Annotated in this window: 22 protein-coding genes; 10 read left to right on the forward strand and 12 right to left on the reverse strand. The window is 69.0% G+C overall.

Features of this window, described 5'->3' with window-relative positions; translation table 11 throughout:
* Positions 1–29: 29 nt before the first annotated feature.
* From IEX13_RS06550 to IEX13_RS06605, 12 genes are all read right to left on the reverse strand, one after another.
* Positions 30–1,478, reverse strand: coding sequence for a cryptochrome/photolyase family protein (locus IEX13_RS06550; protein WP_188662370.1), 1,449 nt, complete (start codon positions 1,476–1,478; stop codon positions 30–32).
* 6 nt (positions 1,479–1,484) lie between these two features.
* Positions 1,485–2,225 carry an SDR family NAD(P)-dependent oxidoreductase gene (locus IEX13_RS06555; protein ID WP_188662372.1) on the reverse strand — a complete coding sequence of 247 codons (741 nt, stop codon included), beginning with the start codon at positions 2,223–2,225 and terminating at the stop codon, positions 1,485–1,487.
* 32 nt (positions 2,226–2,257) lie between these two features.
* A complete protein-coding gene (locus tag IEX13_RS06560; RefSeq protein WP_188662374.1) occupies positions 2,258–3,829 on the reverse strand; it encodes a cryptochrome/photolyase family protein in 1,572 nt (523 codons plus the stop codon).
* Positions 3,830–3,874: 45 nt separating this feature from the next.
* Positions 3,875–5,020, reverse strand: coding sequence for an alanine racemase (gene alr / locus IEX13_RS06565; protein ID WP_188662376.1), 1,146 nt, complete (start codon positions 5,018–5,020; stop codon positions 3,875–3,877).
* Positions 5,021–5,045: 25 nt separating this feature from the next.
* Positions 5,046–6,434 carry a replicative DNA helicase gene (locus tag IEX13_RS06570; RefSeq protein ID WP_188662377.1) on the reverse strand — a complete coding sequence of 463 codons (1,389 nt, stop codon included), beginning with the start codon at positions 6,432–6,434 and terminating at the stop codon, positions 5,046–5,048.
* Between the two features lie 485 nt (positions 6,435–6,919).
* Entirely contained in the window at positions 6,920–7,369 is a 450-nt protein-coding gene (rplI, locus tag IEX13_RS06575; protein WP_188662378.1) for a 50S ribosomal protein L9, read from the reverse strand.
* Positions 7,370–7,430: 61 nt separating this feature from the next.
* Complete coding sequence (gene rpsR, locus IEX13_RS06580; protein WP_034220475.1) at positions 7,431–7,661, reverse strand: 30S ribosomal protein S18; 231 nt, start codon at positions 7,659–7,661, stop codon at positions 7,431–7,433.
* Between the two features lie 14 nt (positions 7,662–7,675).
* On the reverse strand, positions 7,676–8,092 hold the full coding sequence (gene rpsF / locus IEX13_RS06585; protein ID WP_188662379.1) for a 30S ribosomal protein S6: 417 nt from the start codon (positions 8,090–8,092) through the stop codon (positions 7,676–7,678).
* 165 nt (positions 8,093–8,257) lie between these two features.
* Positions 8,258–8,722, reverse strand: a complete 465-nt coding sequence (locus IEX13_RS06590; RefSeq protein WP_188662380.1) for a hypothetical protein — start codon at positions 8,720–8,722, stop codon at positions 8,258–8,260.
* Positions 8,719–9,216, reverse strand: coding sequence for a CsbD family protein (locus tag IEX13_RS14220; protein WP_229668472.1), 498 nt, complete (start codon positions 9,214–9,216; stop codon positions 8,719–8,721). The genes IEX13_RS06590 and IEX13_RS14220 overlap by 4 nt, the downstream gene beginning before the upstream one ends.
* Before the next feature lie 114 nt (positions 9,217–9,330).
* Entirely contained in the window at positions 9,331–9,489 is a 159-nt protein-coding gene (locus IEX13_RS06600) for a DUF3309 domain-containing protein (RefSeq protein WP_188662381.1), read from the reverse strand.
* A 101-nt stretch (positions 9,490–9,590) separates the two neighbouring features.
* Positions 9,591–9,932, reverse strand: coding sequence for a HesB/IscA family protein (locus tag IEX13_RS06605; RefSeq protein ID WP_188662382.1), 342 nt, complete (start codon positions 9,930–9,932; stop codon positions 9,591–9,593).
* A gap of 123 nt (positions 9,933–10,055) precedes the next feature.
* On the opposite strand from IEX13_RS06605, the gene asnS reads away from it, so the two are divergent.
* From asnS to IEX13_RS06655, 10 genes are read left to right on the forward strand one after another with little or no spacing between them, the layout of a single operon-like run.
* On the forward strand, positions 10,056–11,456 hold the full coding sequence (gene asnS, locus IEX13_RS06610) for an asparagine--tRNA ligase (RefSeq protein ID WP_188662383.1): 1,401 nt from the start codon (positions 10,056–10,058) through the stop codon (positions 11,454–11,456).
* A 2-nt stretch (positions 11,457–11,458) separates the two neighbouring features.
* On the forward strand, positions 11,459–11,755 hold the full coding sequence (locus IEX13_RS06615) for a hypothetical protein (RefSeq protein ID WP_188662384.1): 297 nt from the start codon (positions 11,459–11,461) through the stop codon (positions 11,753–11,755).
* 10 nt (positions 11,756–11,765) lie between these two features.
* Positions 11,766–12,098 carry a hypothetical protein gene (locus IEX13_RS06620; protein WP_188662385.1) on the forward strand — a complete coding sequence of 111 codons (333 nt, stop codon included), beginning with the start codon at positions 11,766–11,768 and terminating at the stop codon, positions 12,096–12,098.
* A 34-nt stretch (positions 12,099–12,132) separates the two neighbouring features.
* Positions 12,133–12,921, forward strand: a complete 789-nt coding sequence (locus tag IEX13_RS06625; protein ID WP_188662386.1) for an SDR family oxidoreductase — start codon at positions 12,133–12,135, stop codon at positions 12,919–12,921.
* A 10-nt stretch (positions 12,922–12,931) separates the two neighbouring features.
* A complete protein-coding gene (locus IEX13_RS06630; RefSeq protein ID WP_188662388.1) occupies positions 12,932–13,243 on the forward strand; it encodes a PilZ domain-containing protein in 312 nt (103 codons plus the stop codon).
* Between the two features lie 15 nt (positions 13,244–13,258).
* On the forward strand, positions 13,259–14,074 hold the full coding sequence (gene nei / locus IEX13_RS06635; protein ID WP_188662390.1) for an endonuclease VIII: 816 nt from the start codon (positions 13,259–13,261) through the stop codon (positions 14,072–14,074).
* A 47-nt stretch (positions 14,075–14,121) separates the two neighbouring features.
* Positions 14,122–15,567 carry an aldehyde dehydrogenase gene (locus IEX13_RS06640; protein ID WP_188662392.1) on the forward strand — a complete coding sequence of 482 codons (1,446 nt, stop codon included), beginning with the start codon at positions 14,122–14,124 and terminating at the stop codon, positions 15,565–15,567.
* Positions 15,568–15,571: 4 nt separating this feature from the next.
* A complete protein-coding gene (can, locus tag IEX13_RS06645) occupies positions 15,572–16,234 on the forward strand; it encodes a carbonate dehydratase (protein WP_188662394.1) in 663 nt (220 codons plus the stop codon).
* A complete protein-coding gene (locus tag IEX13_RS06650; RefSeq protein WP_188662396.1) occupies positions 16,231–16,665 on the forward strand; it encodes a RidA family protein in 435 nt (144 codons plus the stop codon). The genes can and IEX13_RS06650 overlap by 4 nt, the downstream gene beginning before the upstream one ends.
* Complete coding sequence (locus IEX13_RS06655; protein WP_188662398.1) at positions 16,662–17,186, forward strand: 3-hydroxyanthranilate 3,4-dioxygenase; 525 nt, start codon at positions 16,662–16,664, stop codon at positions 17,184–17,186. The genes IEX13_RS06650 and IEX13_RS06655 overlap by 4 nt, the downstream gene beginning before the upstream one ends.
* Positions 17,187–17,188 lie beyond the last annotated feature (2 nt).

Genomic DNA, 17,188 nt, shown 5'->3' on the forward strand with positions numbered 1-17,188 from the left:
GGCAGGATGCCGGCCGCGGCGCCAGGGCGTCAACGCCGGGCCGGGCCGTCGGCGCGCACGGACGCGTAGGCGGCCAGCGCGGCTTCGCGGCTCGCGCGCAGGTCCACCACCGGCTGGCGCGGGTAATCGGGGGCCTTCTCGCGCATCAGGCCGGGCTGTTCCCAGGGCGCCGCCAGCGCCGCATCGGGCAGCTTCGCCAGCTCCGGCAGCCAGCGTCGCAGGTAGGCGCCTTCGGCGTCGAAACGCTGGGTCTGCGACACCGGACTGAAGATGCGGAAGTACGGCGCGGCATCGGCGCCGGTGCCGGCGGTCCACTGCCAGCCCTGGGTGTTGTTGGCCAGGTCGGCGTCGACCAGGGTGTCCCAGAACCAGTCGGCGCCGTGGCGCCAGTGCATCCGCAGGTTCTTGGTCAGGAAGCTCGCCACCACCATGCGCACGCGGTTGTGCATCCAGCCGGTGGCCCAGAGCTCGCGCATGCCCGCGTCCACCATCGGCACGCCGGTGCGGCCCTGCTGCCAGGCCTGCAGCAGCGCCGGGTCGGGGTCGGCCCAGGGAAAGTCCCCGAACTTCGGGTTGAGGTTGTCCGTGGGCGTGTCAGGGAAATGGAAAATGAGGTGGTGGCTGAATTCGCGCCAGCCCAGTTCGGACAGATAGTGGTCCAGATCGGGCCGGATCGCCGCCGGCCAGTCGCCGGCCTGCAGGGCGGCCACGAGGGTCCGCGGCGAAATTTCGCCGAAGTGCAGGTGCGGCGACAGCCGCGAGGTGCCGACCCGGCCCGGCATGTCGCGCTGGCGCCTGTACCCGTGCAGGGCGCCGTCCAGGAAGACGTCCAGCAGCTCCAGCGCCCCGGATTCCCCGGGCGTCCAATGCTTCCAGAAGCCGGCGTCCCAGGCCGGCTCGTGGGCCGGCGGCGACAGCGCCAGGTCCTTCAGGTCCAGGCCGGCCAGCGTGGCCGGGGGGTCGGGCAGGCGCTCGGGTGGCGGCGCGGCGCGCACCGATTCGAGCACCTGCCGGGCGTTCTTCCAGAACGGGGTGAACACGCGGTAGGGGCCGCCCTGCCCGGTCTGCACCGTCCAGGGTTCGACCAGCAGCGCGGCGTTGTGGCTCTGCACTTCCAGGCCGCGTGATTTCAGGCCCTGCTTGATGCGGGTGTCGCGGGCGATGCTGGCCGGTTCGTACAGGCGGTTCCAGTGCAGGGCTTCGGCGCGGGTTTCACTGATCAGCTTTTCCAGTTCGGCCAGGCTGTCGCCGCGGCGGACCACCAGGCGCGAACCGCGCGCACGCAGGTCGGCGTCGAGCGCCTGCAGCGAACGATGCAGCCAGGCGCGGCTGGCGGCGCCGGGTGCCCAGGGCGCTTCTTCTTCGGGCGCATGGATGTAGACCGGCACCGGCACGTGGCCCGCATCCAGCGCCGCCTGCAGGGCCGGGTTGTCGGCCAGGCGCAGGTCGCGACGGAACCAGACGATCGCGTTGGACATGCCCGCTCAGCCCGCCCGCACCATCGGTCGCACGGCCTGGAAGCCGCCGTCCAGGGCGATCACCTGGCCGGTGACCCAGCCGGCCTCGTCCGAGAGCAGGAAGGCGCCCAGCGCCGCCGCGTCCTCGGCTTCGCCATGCCGGCCCAGCGGATACTGGGCGCGGATGGCCTTGCTCGAGGCGTCGCTGGACAGCAGGCGGGCGGTGGCCGGCGTGCGCAGCAGGCCCGGGGCGATGGCATTGATGCGCAGGCCGGCGGCGGAATAGTCCGCCGCCAGGGCGCGCACCAGGCCCTCGACGCCGCCCTTGGCGGCCGCGATCGCGGCGTGGTTGGCCACGCCCATGCCGGCGGCCACGGAGCTGAAGAACAGCAGGCTGCCGCCCTGCCCCGCCTTCTGCACGCGCGGCGCGTAGGCCTGGGCGACGAAAAACGCGCTGTCGAGGTTGGCGGCCAGGCAGTCGCGGTACATCGCCTCGGTGGTGCGCGGCAGCGACCCCAGCACCACCGCGCCGGCGCAGTGCGCCAGGGCCGTGGGCGGTGCGCCGAAGGCGCCTTCGGCGGCCGACAGCGCATGGTCGGCGCCGGCGGCGGTGGACACGTCGGCTTCGATGACAAGATCGGCCGGGTCGGACGACAGCTTGTCGGGCTGGCGCGTCACCAGCGCCAGCCGCCAGCCGGCCTCGCGCAGGCGGCTGGCCAGGGCGGTGGCGACGCCGCCGGTGGCGCCGGTGATCAGGCAGGTGGGCATGGTGGGTTCCGCGTCATTGACCAGCCCGAAGCCTAGCCCTCGCCCCCGTGTTGCGGCCGTGAACCGGCGGCCAGGCGGGCCCGGATTCCGGCCGCCTGCGCCTGCACGGCGTCAAGCTCGCCCGCCGGGCGACGCCCCAGGTGCGACCACTGCAGGGCCGTGCGCGGGTGCCGTTCAAAACGTTCGCGGTGGCGGACCAGGAAATCCCAGTACAGCGTGGTGAACGGACAGGCCGATTCGCCCGTGGCTTCGTCCGGGCGGAAGCGGCAGCCAGTGCAGTGGTTGGACATGCGCTGGATGTATTTGCCCGACGCCGCATACGGCTTGCTGACCATGCGGCCGCCGTCGGCGTACAGCGCCATGCCCAGTACGTTGGGCAGTTCCACCCATTCCACGGCGTCCACGTAGACGGCCAGGAACCAGGCGTGCAGCTCCCGCGGCCGCACGCCCAGCAGCAGCGCGAACAGGCCCAGCACCATCAGGCGTTCGATGTGGTGGCCGTAACCCAGGTCCAGCGTATGCCGCAGCGCATCGCGCAGGCAGGCCATGTCGGTTTCGCCGGTCCAGTAGAAGGCCGGCAGTGGCTGGTCGGCGCCCAGCGTGTTCTGGTCCAGGAAATGCGGCATGCGCAGCCAGTACACGCCGCGCACGAATTCGCGCCAGCCCAGCACCTGCCGGATGAAGCCTTCGGCGGCTTCGATCGGCACCTGCCCCTCGCGCCAGGCGGCTTCCACCGCCGCGACGACCTCGCGCGGCCCGATCAGCTTGAGGTTCATCGCCGCCGACAGCCGCGAATGGTAGAGCCAGGGTTCGCCGGCCCACATCGCGTCCTGGTAGCGCCCGAACAGCGGCAGCCGGTGGGCGATGAAATCATCCAGCGCTTCCCGGGCTTGGGCCGGGTCCAGCGGCCAGTCGAAGCCATCGAGCCTGCCGGGATGCCCCGTGAAGCGGGCTTCGACCAGGGCCAGCACCTCGCGGGTTTGCGGGTCCGGCGCGAAGGACCGCGGCGCCGGCAGCCAGCCGGGACCGCGGCGGTCGAAGCGGCCGCGGTTGGCGGCGTCGAAGTTCCAGCGGCCGCCGGCCGGTTCGCCGTCGTCGAGCAGCACGCCCTCGCGCCGCCGCAGCCAGCGGTAGAAATGTTCCATGCGGTACTCACGCCGACCCCTGGCCCAGTCCGCGAAGTCGTCGCCGTCGCAGTAGAAGTGGCGGTCGGGCACCTCGACCCAGGGGATGCCCGCGGCCTTGCACACCGCCGGCAGCGACTGCGCCAGGCGCCATTCCCCGGGGCGCACGGCCACCAGCTTGCGCGGCCGCAGGCGGGTCAGGTCGGCCGCCAACGCCTCGTCGAGGCTGGCGGCGTCATGCTCGCCCAGGGCGCGGTAGTGCACGGTCCAGCCGCGTCCACGCAGTTGATCGCGCAGGCGCCGCATCGCGGCCAGGAACAGCGCGATGCGCGGCTTGCCCGACCAGACCTGGGTGGCTTCGTGGTGGACTTCGGCCATCCACACCGCGTCCGTTGCCGGGTCGAAGTCATCGAAGACCGCGGAATCGCGGTCGAGCTGGTCGCCCAGGACCAGCACCAGGTGGCGCAGGGGTTCTGACATGCGCGCAGTGTCGGGCCGTCGCCGTGCAGGCGGCGGCAAGGCCGCTCAGCCGCCGCGGTATTCGCGCGGGATGCGGCCGTTGAGACCGACCAGGATTTCGTAGGGGATCGTGCCAGCGGCCAGGGCCACGTCTTCGCAGCGGATGGCCTGGTCGCCCTGGCGACCGATAAGCACGACCTCGTCTTCGTTGTAGGCGGTGCCGTCGGGGCCGATGTCGACCATGAACTGGTCCATGCAGATGCGCCCGACGATGGCATGGCGCTGGCCGCGCACCAGCACCTGCCCGCGCGAGGACAACGCCCGCGGGAAACCGTCGCCGTAACCGATCGGCACCGTCACCACGCGGGTGTCGGTCGCCGGCGCCCAGGTGGCGCCGTAGCTGACCGGGTCGCCGGCCGGCACCACCTTGAAGTACACGACCTGGGACAGCAGCGACATCGCCGGCCGCAGCTCCACCGTGGGCCGGGAGGCGGCGTCGGGCAGCACGCCGAACAGCGCGATGCCGGGCCGGACCATGTCCAGGTGGGTTCCCGGGAAATGCAGCACCCCGCCGGAGTTGGCCAGGTGGCGCAGCGGCATCGGCGCGCCGACCCGTTCGAAGTGGGCGCAGGCGTCGAGGAAACGTTCAAGCTGGCGCGCCGTCACCGGCGAGTCCGGGTCGTCGGCGCAGGCCAGGTGCGAATAGATGCCCTTGATGTCGCACCAGCGCGAGGCCAGTGCCGCTTCGATGAAGGGCCCGGCGTGGTAGCTGTGCACGCCGATGCGTTCCATGCCGGTGTCGATCTTCAGGTGCACCGTGGCGCGCCGGCCCAGCGACCCGGCCGCGGCCTCGACCTGGCGCAGCTTGTCGATCGACGATACCGTGACCTCCAGGTCGTTGGCGATCACCTCGGCCGCCTGGTGGCCGAAGATGCCGCCCATCACCAGGATCGGCAGCCGTACCCCCGCGCGCCGCAGCGCGATACCCTCCTCCAGGAAGGCCACGCCCAGCTGCCCGGCCCCCTGTGCCTGCAGGTGCAGTCCCACGCGGGCCAGGCCATGTCCGTAGGCATTGGCCTTGATGATGGGCATGACCGGCACGCCGGCGTGGGCGGCCAGGGCGCGCAGGTTGTGCGAGATCGCGTCCAGGTCCACGCGGATGCGCGTGGGCCGCTGGCCGAAGATGTCGTCGCGGTGGGTGGCGGGGTCCATGCCGGGATTCTAGCCCGGCGCCGGCTTATTCGAAGCTGCCGACGCCGTCCCGGGCCAGGTTGTCGAAGCGGGTGTATTCGCCGAAGAACTTGAGCTTGATGGTGCCGGTGGGGCCGGAACGCTGCTTGGCGATGATGACCTCGGCCAGGCCCTTGTCGCCCGAGTCCTTGTGGTAGTACTCGTCGCGGTAGATGAACATGATGATGTCGGCGTCCTGCTCGATGGCGCCTGATTCACGCAGGTCGGCCATGACCGGACGCTTGTCGGTGCGCGATTCCAGGCCGCGGTTGAGCTGGGACAGGGCCACCACCGGCACGTTCAGTTCCTTGGCCAGGGCCTTGAGCGAGCGCGAGATCTCGGAGATCTCGTTGGTGCGGTTCTCGCCGGTGCCCGGCACCTGCATCAGCTGCAGGTAGTCGACGACGATCAGGCCCAGGTCGTGTTCGCGCTTGATGCGGCGGGCCTTGGAGCGCAGCACGTCGGGCGACAGCGCCGGGGTGTCGTCGATGAAGACCTTCACCTCCGACAGCATCTTGATGGCCATGTTCACCCGCGACCAGTCCTCGTCCTCGAGCTGGCCGGTGCGCAGCCGGGTGGCGTTGATGCGGCCGATCGAGGAAATCAGGCGGAAGGCCAGCTGCGAGGACGACATTTCCATCGAATACACCGCCACCGCCTTCTTGGTCTTGAGCGCGGCGAATTCGGCGATGTTGAGCGCCAACGTGGTCTTGCCCATCGCCGGACGCGCCGCCAGGATGATCAGGTCGGAAGGCTGCAGGCCGGCGGTGAGTTCATCGAGGTCGGCGAAGCCGGTGGGCAGGCCGGTGACGTTGCCCTGGTTTTCGTAGCGTTCCTGCAGGACCTGGAAGGCGTCCTTCATGGCGTCGCGCAGGCTGACGAAATCGGCGCGGCCGCGGCGGCCCTGCTCGGCGATCTTGAACACCCGCATCTCGGCGGCCGACAGCACTTCCTGGCTGTCGCGGCCTTCGGGCTGGAAACCGTCGTTGACGATCTCGGTGCCGGCCTCGATCAGCTGCCGCAGCACGGCCTTCTCGCGCACGATCTCGGCGTAGGCACGGATGTTGGCCGCCGAGGGCGTGGTGCTGGCCAGTTCGATCAGGTAACCGGTGCCGCCGATCTGCTCGCTCAGCGAGTTCGATTCGAACCACTCGCCCAGGGTGACGGCGTCGAAGGGTTTGTTCTTTTCGCTCAGCTCGCGGATGGCGCGGTAGATGAGCCGGTGGTCGCGCCGGTAGAAATCGTGTTCGGTGAGGAAGTCGCCGACGCGGTCGAGCGAGTCGGGGGCGAGCATGAGCCCGCCCAGCACGGCCTGTTCGGCCTCGACCGACTGGGGCGGGAGGCGCAGGGCGTCGATCTTGGCGTCGGTGCGGAAGGATTCGGGACGTGCGGACATGTTCGCCTTGTTATTGGATGCGACGTGGCGGGGCCCTCTGGAGCCCGGTCGGTCATCCTAAGGCCCCGGCCCCGGGAGCGTTAGGCATAACCCTGTGCATAACCGGTGGGAATCTCAATACTCCCCGGCTGTCTCACCAGCCGAGACTGCCCGGTCGCCTGTATCAGTGGATTCAGTTCCGCCGCTTTCGGGCTTGATCTCCTGGCGGCCCCGATGTCCATTCAAGGAGGTAGCGTGCGTTCGCCCTGGCCGACCGTCGGAGACATGGATGTCGACGAGAAGCCCCCTGCAATGCGTTCACGGTCGCGGTCAGGGCGAATGCACGCTGCCTCCACCCGCGAAACAAGCGGGGGCGACACTTGGCCGAAGGCCAAGGCAAAAGATTCGCGCCAGGAGGCGCTCCTGCAAGGTCGGGGGCAAATCCGGGGCCCGGAAAGACAACGGGCGCCCGAAGGCGCCCGTTGCGAATTGCTTGCAGCCCGGACTCAGGCTTCGGCTTCGACGACCACCTTGACGGTGGTGCCGACGTCGGCGTGCATGCGCACTTCGATGTCGAACTCGCCGGTGCGGCGCAGCGGGCCTTCGCCCAGCACCACTTCGTTCTTTTCCAGCGGGAAGCCGGCAGCGGTGAAGGCCTCGGCGATTTCGCGCGGGCCGACCGAACCGAACAGCTTGCCTTCGGTCGAGGCGTTGGCGGCGATGGTCACCGTCGCGCCCTCGAGCTTGGCCTTGCGGGCTTCGGCGTCAGCCAGCTGGGCGTTGGCCTTGGCTTCGTACTCGGCGCGCTTGGCTTCGAACGCGGCCACGTTGTCGGCGGTCGCCGGCACGGCCTTGCCGTAGGGGATCAGGTAGTTGCGGCCGAAACCCGGCTTGACCTTGACCTTGTCGCCCAGGCCGCCGAGGTTGACGACCTTCTGCAGGAGGATCAGTTCCATTTTTTTAACTCCGTAACGTTAGCGGGGCACGCGGCCCCGCAACTAAGGCTGTCCGTCAGGATCAGTTCTGGTGGTTGTCGGTGTACGGGATCAGGGCCAGCTCGCGGGCGCGCTTGATCGCCGTCTGCAGCTGGCGCTGGTACTTGGCCTTGGTGCCGGTGATGCGGCTGGGAACGATCTTGCCGTTCTCGGTCAGGTACTGGCGCAGGGTGTTGAGATCCTTGTAGTCGATCTCCTTGACACCTTCGGCGGTGAACTTGCAGAACTTGCGGCGGCGGAAGAACTTGCTCATGGGTTTCTCCTGGCTCAGGCCGCGTCGGCGTTGGAATTGCGGTTGTCGTTGTCGCTGCTGCCGATGCCGGACTCTTCGTCCTCACGGCGCGGGCGGCGCTCGGTCTTCTCGTCCTTGCTCTTCATGATCAGGGACTGCTCGGTGACGGCTTCGTCGCGGGCGATGATCATGTGGCGCAGCACCGCATCGTTGAAGCGGAAACCGTCGACCAGCTCGGTCAGCTCGTTCTTGCCGACTTCGATGTTCATCAGCACGTAGTGGGCCTTGACCAGGTTGTCGATGGCGTAGGCGAGCTGGCGGCGACCCCAGTCTTCAAGACGGTGGATCTTGCCTTCACCGCCCTCGATCAGCGACTTGTAGCGCTCGATCATGGCCGGCACCTGCTCGCTCTGGTCCGGATGGACCATGAAGACGACTTCGTAATGGCGCATTGTTGTTTCCTTGTGGATGCGGCCGAGGATTCGGCCTGGCAGCCCCCGGCCGGGATGGATGGCCATCCGCCGTGGAGCAAGGTCTCCCCGGAATGGGGAGCCGCGCATTATGCCAGAACTCGCCCGGCGGCCGCAAGGCGCTGACCCACAAAGGAATTTACCGGCCTAGCGGTTACGCGAAGCGGCCAGCAGGGCCTGGTCACGGGCCTGCTCGGCCTCGGACTCGCTGACGGCCAGCACGCCGTCGGCTTCGGTTTCGCAGGCGTCGCGCTCTTCGCCGCGGCGCATGCCGTCGCAGCGTTCCATGGCGACCTTGTGGCGACCCTGGGCGGCGGTGTGCATGACGTCGTAGCGGGCATGGGCGGCGGCCACCATGGCCTCGGACTCCGATTCATTGAGGTCCTCGTGGGCGTCGCCTTCGGCCTCGCGGTAGTCCTGGCGGGCCTCGGCCAGCTCGCTGCCGGCATCGGACATGTCCCGGGCGGCGTCTTCGCGGGCGTCGTCGTTGGACTCGGCCGCCTCGACGCGGGCCTCGGCGACGTCACGCGAGGTTTCGGATGCGCTTTCCTGGCAGCCGGCAAGCAGGGCCAGGGTGATGGCGAGGGCGAGCGGAATCAGCGGACGGATCATGGGGCTTGCTCCTGGTTCGGCGGGGGGCGCCCATCGTGGGCGCCGAGGAATCGGGTTACCTGCTGTTCGGCGGCTTCCGGGGCCAGCCCATAACGTTCCTGGATAAGGCCGGCCAGCCGCCTTGCGTGGCCATCGGTGGCGATGAGTTCGGCCACCGTCGCCCGCGGCCAGGTTTCCCTGGCCTCGGCCAGGCGCTTCTTCCAGCGCCCGGCCGAACCGGCGACCCGGCGCAGCGGATGCGGGTCCTCCCCGGACGGGGAAGCCAGGGGCACCGGGCGATCGGTGCCGGGCGCCTTGGGCATGGCCCGAAGCTGACGCAGGGATCTTGCCGGAGGCTCATCCGGCGCCCGTTGCGGAACCGGCGCGGAGCCGGCTTCCAGCGGCCACAGCAGCGACTTGAGGGACAGCAGGAATCCGCCGACCGCGCTGCGCGGTCGAAAGCCGCCGTCGCTGGCCTGGGCGGAAATCCTGGGTGAATCGGAGTGATCGTCCATGCTGGACCTCGCTGGCAACGCGCGCGCCTCGGGGCGGCCCCGCCCTTTCCGTCCGTGACCGGGCGGGGCCTGTCGGGGAAAGCGGAGAGAGGCGCTTTCCCGCCCGAACTCCGGTCAGATCTTCCCGAGCATCCACAGCACGAGCAGGATCACGAGGATGATGCCGACCACGCCGCTCGGGCCGTAGCCCCAGTTGCGGCTATGCGGCCACGTCGGGAAGGTGCCCAGGAGCACGAGGACAAGCAGGATCAGAAGAATCATTGCGACGCTCATGGCGAACTCCCAGTGGATGACCTGGGAGCAATCTAGCCAGTCGTGGCACCTGCTTCGGTGCGTTCGCGCACATAGCGCGGCCCGGCCCCGCCGGACGGGGCTCAGGCGGCGCGGTCGGCCTTGGTGCTGAAGGATTCGCCGCAGCCGCAGGCATCTTCGACGTTGGGATTGCGGAACACGAACTGCTGGTTCAGGCCCTGGCTGACGAAGTCGATCTCGGTGCCGTCCACCTGGGGCAGGCTGTGGGCGTCGACATAGACCGCCACGCCGTCGGTTTCAAAGACCGTATCGTCGGGAGCCGCCGCCTGGGCCATGTCCACTACGTAGGCGAAACCGGTGCAGCCGGATTTGCGGACGCCGAAGCGCAGGCCCAGCGTGCCAGGCGTCTGGGCCTGGAACTTGCGGATGCGGTCGGCGGCGGCGGGGGTCAGCGTGATGGCCATGGCGGGGTCCGTGCTTAGTCGGGGGCGAGGCAGTGCGAAGTATAACGCCGCTGCGCCGGGGCGCGCCTGCGGGTATCCTTGCGCTCTTAACCAGATGGGCCCGGACGGGCAGGGAATCAAGGCATGGCAGTGGTCAGCGTCCAGCAGGCGCTCGGCGGCGAAGTCGCCCCGGGCGGGGAAGTCACGGTCCGCGGCTGGGTTCGCACCCGGCGCGACTCCAAGGCGGGGCTGAGTTTCGTCAATGTCAGCGACGGTTCCTGCTTCGCGCCCATCCAGGTGGTGGCGCCGGCCACGCTGGGCAACTACGAGGACGAGGTCCGCCGCCTGAGCGCGGGCTGCTCCGTGGTGGCCACCGGCACCCTGGTGCCGTCCCAGGGCCAGGGCCAGGGCTTCGAAATCCAGGCCAGCACGATCGAAGTGGTCGGCTGGGTCGAAGACCCGGAAACCTACCCCATCCAGCCCAAGGCGCATTCGCTGGAATTCCTGCGCGAGGTCGCCCACCTGCGCCCGCGCACCAACCTGTTCGGCGCGGTCACCCGCATCCGGCACTGCCTGGCGCAGGCGGTGCACCGCTTCTTCCACGAACAGGGCTTCTACTGGATCAGCACGCCGATCATCACCACCTCCGACGCCGAGGGCGCCGGCCAGATGTTCCGCGTCTCCACCCTGGACATGGCCAACCTGCCACGCGACGGCAAGGGCGACGTGGACTTCTCCAAGGACTTCTTCGGCAAGGAAACCTTCCTCACCGTGTCGGGCCAGCTCAACGTCGAGGCCTACTGCCTGGCGCTTAGCAAGGTCTACACCTTCGGACCGACCTTCCGCGCCGAAAACAGCCACACCACCCGGCACCTGGCCGAGTTCTGGATGATCGAGCCGGAAATCGCCTTCGCCGACCTGGTGGCCAACGCAGACCTCGCCGAAGCCTTCCTGAAGTATCTGTTCGAAGCGGTGCTGGCCGAACGCGCCGACGACATGGCCTTCATCGCCGAACGCGTACAGAAGGACGCCGTCACCCGGCTGGAGAACTTCATCGACTCGCCCTTCGAGCGCATCGACTACACCGAGGCCGTGAAGCTGCTGCGGGACTCGGGCCACAAGTTCGACTATCCGGTCGAATGGGGCCTGGACCTGCAGACCGAACACGAACGCTGGCTCACCGAGGTGCACGTGGGCCGGCCGGTGGTGGTGATGAACTACCCCGAGCAGATCAAGGCCTTCTACATGCGCCTGAACGACGACGGCAAGACCGTCGCGGCCATGGACGTGCTGGCGCCCGGCATCGGCGAGATCATCGGCGGCAGCCAGCGCGAGGAACGCCTGGACGTGCTGGACAAGCGCATGGCCCAGTTCGGCCTCGACGGCGACCACTACGGCTGGTACCGCGACTTCCGCCGCTACGGCAGCGTGCCGCACGCCGGCTTCGGCCTGGGCTTCGAACGCCTGGTGGTCTACACCTGCGGCCTGGCCAACATCCGCGATGCCATCCCCTACCCGCGCGCGCCGGGCCTGGCGACCTTCTGACGATGCAGACGGGCGCCGGTTCGCTGCTGATCTTCCTGATGCTGGGCCTGGCCGGATCCGCGGCGCCGGCGCATTTCGGCTTCCGCGTGCTGGCCTACCGGCAGCAGCTGGACAAGGCCTACGCCTTCGCGCCCGACACGCAGGACGGCGGCTGGGGCTACAGCTGGTGGCTGATGCGCTGGAAACACCGCGTGCACGCCGACCCGTCCCTGAACTTCTTCGGCGGCATCGCCGCCGGCAGCGGCTGGCTGGCCCTGGTCGGCAGCGTCGGCGTCCTGCTGCTGATCGCCCTGCAATAAGGATGACCCGATGAACGATGAAAGCAACCGCGACAACGACCAGTGGTGGCTGGCCGCCCTGCCCCGCATGCTGGTCTGGTCCCGGCTGCGCGTGCTCGAAAGCGGCGTCGCCGAGGTGTTCGACTGCGACGGCCGCATCAATATCTATGAAAGCGAGGACGTCGCCCGATCCATGTTGATGGACGCCGAATTCCGCGAATTTGCCGGCATGGACGAGGAGGATGCCGAGGCCTGGGGCCTGGACCTGGAAGAAATCGAACCGCCCCGGGCCGAAAGCGACGACGAACTGCGCGAGCGCATGATGCAGCCGATGAAAAATCCGCTGTCGGGGCAAGACTGGTAGCGGGCAAAGGCAATCCGGACAAGGAGCAGCACCGATGCAAACGGACCTGGCCGGGCGACATGCCCTGATATGTGGGGGCTCGGAAGGAATCGGCCTGGCGGCCGCCACCGCCCTGGCCGAACTCGGCGCCGACGTGACGGTGCTGGCGCGCCGGCCGGGCCGGCTTTCGGAAGTCGCCGCCGCCCTCCCGCGCGTGCATGAGTCGCAGCGCCACGGCTTCGTGGCCGCCGACGCCGGTGACACCGAGGCCCTGGGTGCGCAGGTCGCCGCGCTGTGCCAAACCCGGCCGGTGCACGTGCTGGTCAACAACACCGCCGGCCCGCCGGGCGGCCCGGCCCACGCCGCCGACCCGCAGGCCTACCTGGACGTCTTCCGCCAGCACCTGGTGGCCGGCCAGGTACTGGTGCAGGCCGTGCTGCCCGGCATGAAGGCCGCCGGCTGGGGCCGCGTCGTCAACGTCATTTCGACCTCGGTGAAGGAACCGATCGCCAACCTCGGGGTGTCCAACACCATCCGCGGCGCGGTGGCCAGCTGGGCCAAGACCCTGGCCAGCGAACTCGGCTCCTTCGGCATCACGGTCAACAACGTACTGCCCGGCTACACACGCACGCAGCGGCTTGGCCAGATCCTCGCCGAGCGCGCCCGCGCCACCGGCAAGTCCGAACAGGACATCGCCAGCGGCATGCTGGCCACCGTGCCGGCGGGGCGCTTCGCCGAACCGGCCGAGGTCGCCGCCGCCATCGCCTTCCTTGCCTCGCCGGCGGCTGGCTACGTCAATGGCATCAACCTGCCGGTCGACGGCGGGCGTACGAAATCGCTGTGAGGCGGGCCCGATGAACGACCATCGCTTCAATCCGCGGGTCCCCTACGCCGCGCGGGTCATGGTGGTGCGCGACGACGAAGCCTGGCTGGGCGAGGTCGTCGACCTCTCGGAAGGCGGCTGCGGCCTGTTCCGGCCCGAGGGCTGCCCCCTGCAGGTGGCCGAGGTCGTGCAGCTGGTGTTTTTCGATGAACCGGGACCGGCCGTGCTGGTCGGCGCCCGCGTCGCCCGCGTCCAGGAAGGCCTGCTGGGTTTCGAATACCACGACCCGCAGCAGGTGCCGCCGGTGCGCGCCGAAGCCACGACGCTGCCTGCACGCGCCTGAGGCCAGGCTGGCGGCATGCCTGAAGGTCCCGAAATCCGCCGCGCCGCCGACCGCCTCGCCGAAGCCGTGGTTGGCCGCCCCCTGGCCGCGGCCTGGTTCCACTTCCCCGAGCTCAAGCGCCACCACAAGACCCTGGTGGGCCGCACGATCACCGCGATCGAGCCGCACGGCAAGGCCCTGCTGACCCATTTCGACCATGGCCTGAGCCTGTATTCGCACAACCAGCTCTACGGCGTCTGGAAAGTCGCCGCCGCCGGCGAACGCCCGGCCGAAGGCGCGCGGTCGCTGCGGGTGGCCCTGGAAACGGACGAGCGCGCGATCCTGCTTTATTCCGCGTCCGACGTGGCCATGTGGAAAACCGCCGACCTGCCCCGACATCCCTTCCTGGCCAAGCTGGGCCCGGACGTGCTCGACGCTTCGCTGACCGCCGCCACCGTCGGCAAACGCCTGCAGGACCCGCGTTTCGCCGGTCGTTCGCTGGTGGCCTTGTTGCTCGACCAGGGCTTCCTGGCCGGCATGGGCAACTACCTGCGCTCGGAAGTGCTGTTCACGGCCGGCATCGCGCCCGAACGCCGGCCCGGCGAACTCAGCGCGCCCGAACGCAAGCGCCTGGCCCGGGCCCTGCTCGACGTGCCGCGCGCCAGCTACCGCACCCGCGGCATCGAAGCGGCCTCGGGCATGAAAAGCGACTACCTCACCGACACCCCGACGGGCTTCCGCTTCCAGGTCTTCGATCGCGAAGGCGAGCCCTGCCCGCGCTGTGGCGACGTGGTCGTTCGCCAGGAGTTGGGCGGCCGTCGCCTGTACTGGTGCCGCCACTGCCAGGCCTAGGCTCCTGACCTGTCCGTACGGCGACGCGGCCGGGTAAGCTTGCACGCATGAGCCTGCGACTGAGCCACCTGATCGGCGGTGACGCCCGGTCCGCCTCCGACGGCGGCTGGCTGGAGGTATTCGACCCGGCCACCGGCGGCGTTTACGCCCACTGCCCCGCCGGCACCGCGCACGACGTGGACGCCGCCGTGGCGGCCGCCCGCGAGGCCTTCCCGGCCTGGTCGGCGCTGCCCGCGGCCGAACGCGCCGCCTGGATGAACCGCCTGGCCGATGCACTGGAAGCCCGGCTCGAGGATTTCGCCGCCGCCGAGTCCCGCGACGTTGGCAAGCCGCTGGCGCTGGCGCGCAGCCTCGACATCCCGCGCGCGGCCAGCAACCTGCGCTTCTTCGCCGCCGCCGCCACCCAGTTCGCCAGCGAATCCCACGCCGGCCCGGGCGTGGTCAACTACACCCTGCGCCAGCCGCTGGGCGTGGTGGCCTGCATCAGCCCCTGGAACCTGCCGCTGTACCTGTTCACCTGGAAGTTCGCCCCGGCCCTGGCCGCGGGCAACTGCGTGGTCGGCAAGCCGTCGGAAGTGACCCCGGTCACCGCCTGGATGCTGGGCGAACTGGCCCGCGACATCGGCTTCCCCGCCGGCGTGCTCAACATCGTGCAGGGCCGCGGCGCCGAGGTCGGCCAGGCGCTGGTGGACCACCCGGACGTCAAGGCCGTCAGCTTCACCGGCAGCACCGCGGTCGGCACCCACATCGCCGAAGGCTGTGCGCGCTCGCTCAAGAAGGTGTCGCTGGAACTGGGCGGCAAGAACCCGACCCTGGTCTTCGCCGATGCGCCGCGGGAAAAGCTGCTCGACACCGTGCAGCGTTCGGCCTTCCTCAATTCCGGGCAGATCTGCCTGTGCGGTTCGCGCCTGCTGGTCGAACGCAGCATCTACGACGGCTTTCGCGACGAACTGGTGACGCGGGCGCGGGCCATGGTGGTCGGCGATCCCGCAGACGCCGCCACCCAGGTCGGCCCGGTGGTGTCGAAGGCGCACTTCGACAAGGTGATGGGCTGCATTCAACTGGCCCGCGCCGAAGGCGGCCGTGTTCTTTGCGGCGGCGAGCCGGTAAGGCCGGAAGGTCGCTGCGCCGACGGCTGGTTCATCGCGCCGACCCTCATCGAAGGCCTGGGGCCCGCCTGCCGCACCAATACCGAAGAAATCTTCGGACCGGTGCTCACCCTGCAGCCTTTCGACACCGATCAAGAAGCCCTGGCCCTGGCCAACGCGGCGCCCTACGGCCTGTCCGCGAGCATCTGGACCACCGACCTGCGCCGCGCCCATCGCCTGGCTGCGGCCATCGAGGCCGGCGTGGTCTGGGTGAACACCTGGATGAACCGCGACCTGCGCACGCCCTTCGGCGGCGTCAAGCAGTCGGGCATCGGTCGCGAAGGTGGCTGGGAAGCCATGCGCTTCTTCACCGAAGCCAAGAACGTCACCATCGACCTGGGATGAAGCAATGCCGCTGAAGGAACTGCTGGACAAGAACAAGGAGTGGGCCGAGAGGGTGCGGGCCGAGGACCCGCAGTTCTTCAAGCGCCTGTCCGGACTGCAGGCGCCCAAGTACCTGTGGATCGGCTGTTCGGATTCGCGCGTGCCCGCCAACCAGATCACCGGCCTGATGCCCGGCGAGGTCTTCGTGCACCGAAACATCGCCAACGTGGTGGTGCATACCGACCTCAACTGCCTGAGCACCATCCAGTTCGCGGTGGACGTCCTGAAGGTCGAACACATCCTGGTGGTCGGCCATTACGGCTGCGGCGGCGTGCACGCCGCGCTGACCGGCACCCGCGTCGGCCTGGCCGACAACTGGCTGCGCCATGTCGGCGACGTCGCCCGCAAGCACGAGGCGCTGCTGGCCGAGGTCGACCTCGAATCCCTGCGCCACGCCCGCCTGTGCGAACTGAACGTGGTCGAACAGGTGGTCAACGTCTGCGAGACCACCATCGTCATGGATGCCTGGGCCCGGGGCCAGAAGCTTAGCGTGCACGGCTGGGTCTATTCGCTGCTCGACGGCCGCGTGCGCGAACTGGGCATGGGCGTGGACGACCAACAGGAGCTGCCCGAAGCCTATGCCCTGGCCATGAAGCACATCCGCGGCCGTCTCAAGGACGAAGCATGAGCGACATCTTCCGCACCGACACCGCGCCCAACCCGGTCGGCGCCTACCCACACGCACGACGGGTCGGCCAGCTGCTGTTCCTGTCGGGCATCGGCCCGCGCACGCCGGGCAGCAACGCCATCCCCGGCAACGTCTACAACGCCGCCGGCCGCCTGATCGACTACGACATCGTCACCCAGTGCCATTCGGTCTTCGCCAACGTGCGGGCCGTGCTCGAGGCCAGCCACTGCCGCTGGGAGTGGCTGGTGGACGTCACCGTCTACCTGACCGATATGAGCCGGGATTTCCAGGCCTACAACGGCGTCTGGGCCGAATATTTCCCCGACATCAACAAGGCGCCCTGCCGCACCACGCTGGGCATCAGCGCCCTGCCCACGCCGATCGCCATCGAGCTCAAGTGCGTGGCGGCCTACCCGGAGTCGCACCGATGATTGGCAACGCCTTCAACCTGCAGCAGTGGATCGACGAGCACCGGCACCTGCTCAAGCCGCCCGTGGGCAACAAGTGCATCGTGGATGGCGATTTCATCGTGATGATCGTCGGCGGGCCCAACCAGCGCACCGACTACCACATCGAGGAAGGCCCGGAGTTCTTCCACCAGATCGAAGGCGAGATGGTCCTGAAGATCCAGGAAGACGGCAAGGTGCGCGACATCCCGATCAAGGCCGGCGAAGTCTTCTACCTGCCGCCGAAGGTGCCGCATTCGCCGCAGCGTTTGGCCGGCGGCGTCGGCCTGGTGATCGAACGCAAACGGCGCGCCGGCGAGAAGGACGGCCTGCTGTGGTACTGCGAAAAGTGCAACCACCCCCTGTTCTCGGAATATTTCGAACTCGAGAACATCGAGACCCAGTTCCAGGCCATCTTCGACCGCTTCTACGGTTCCATCGAAAACCGCACCTGCCCGGACTGCAAGCACCTCAACCCGGCCCCTGCCAAGTACGACGCGGGCTGAGC

Source organism: Arenimonas soli (genome assembly GCF_014643775.1).
Classification (GTDB): Bacteria; Pseudomonadota; Gammaproteobacteria; order Xanthomonadales; family Xanthomonadaceae; genus Arenimonas; species Arenimonas soli.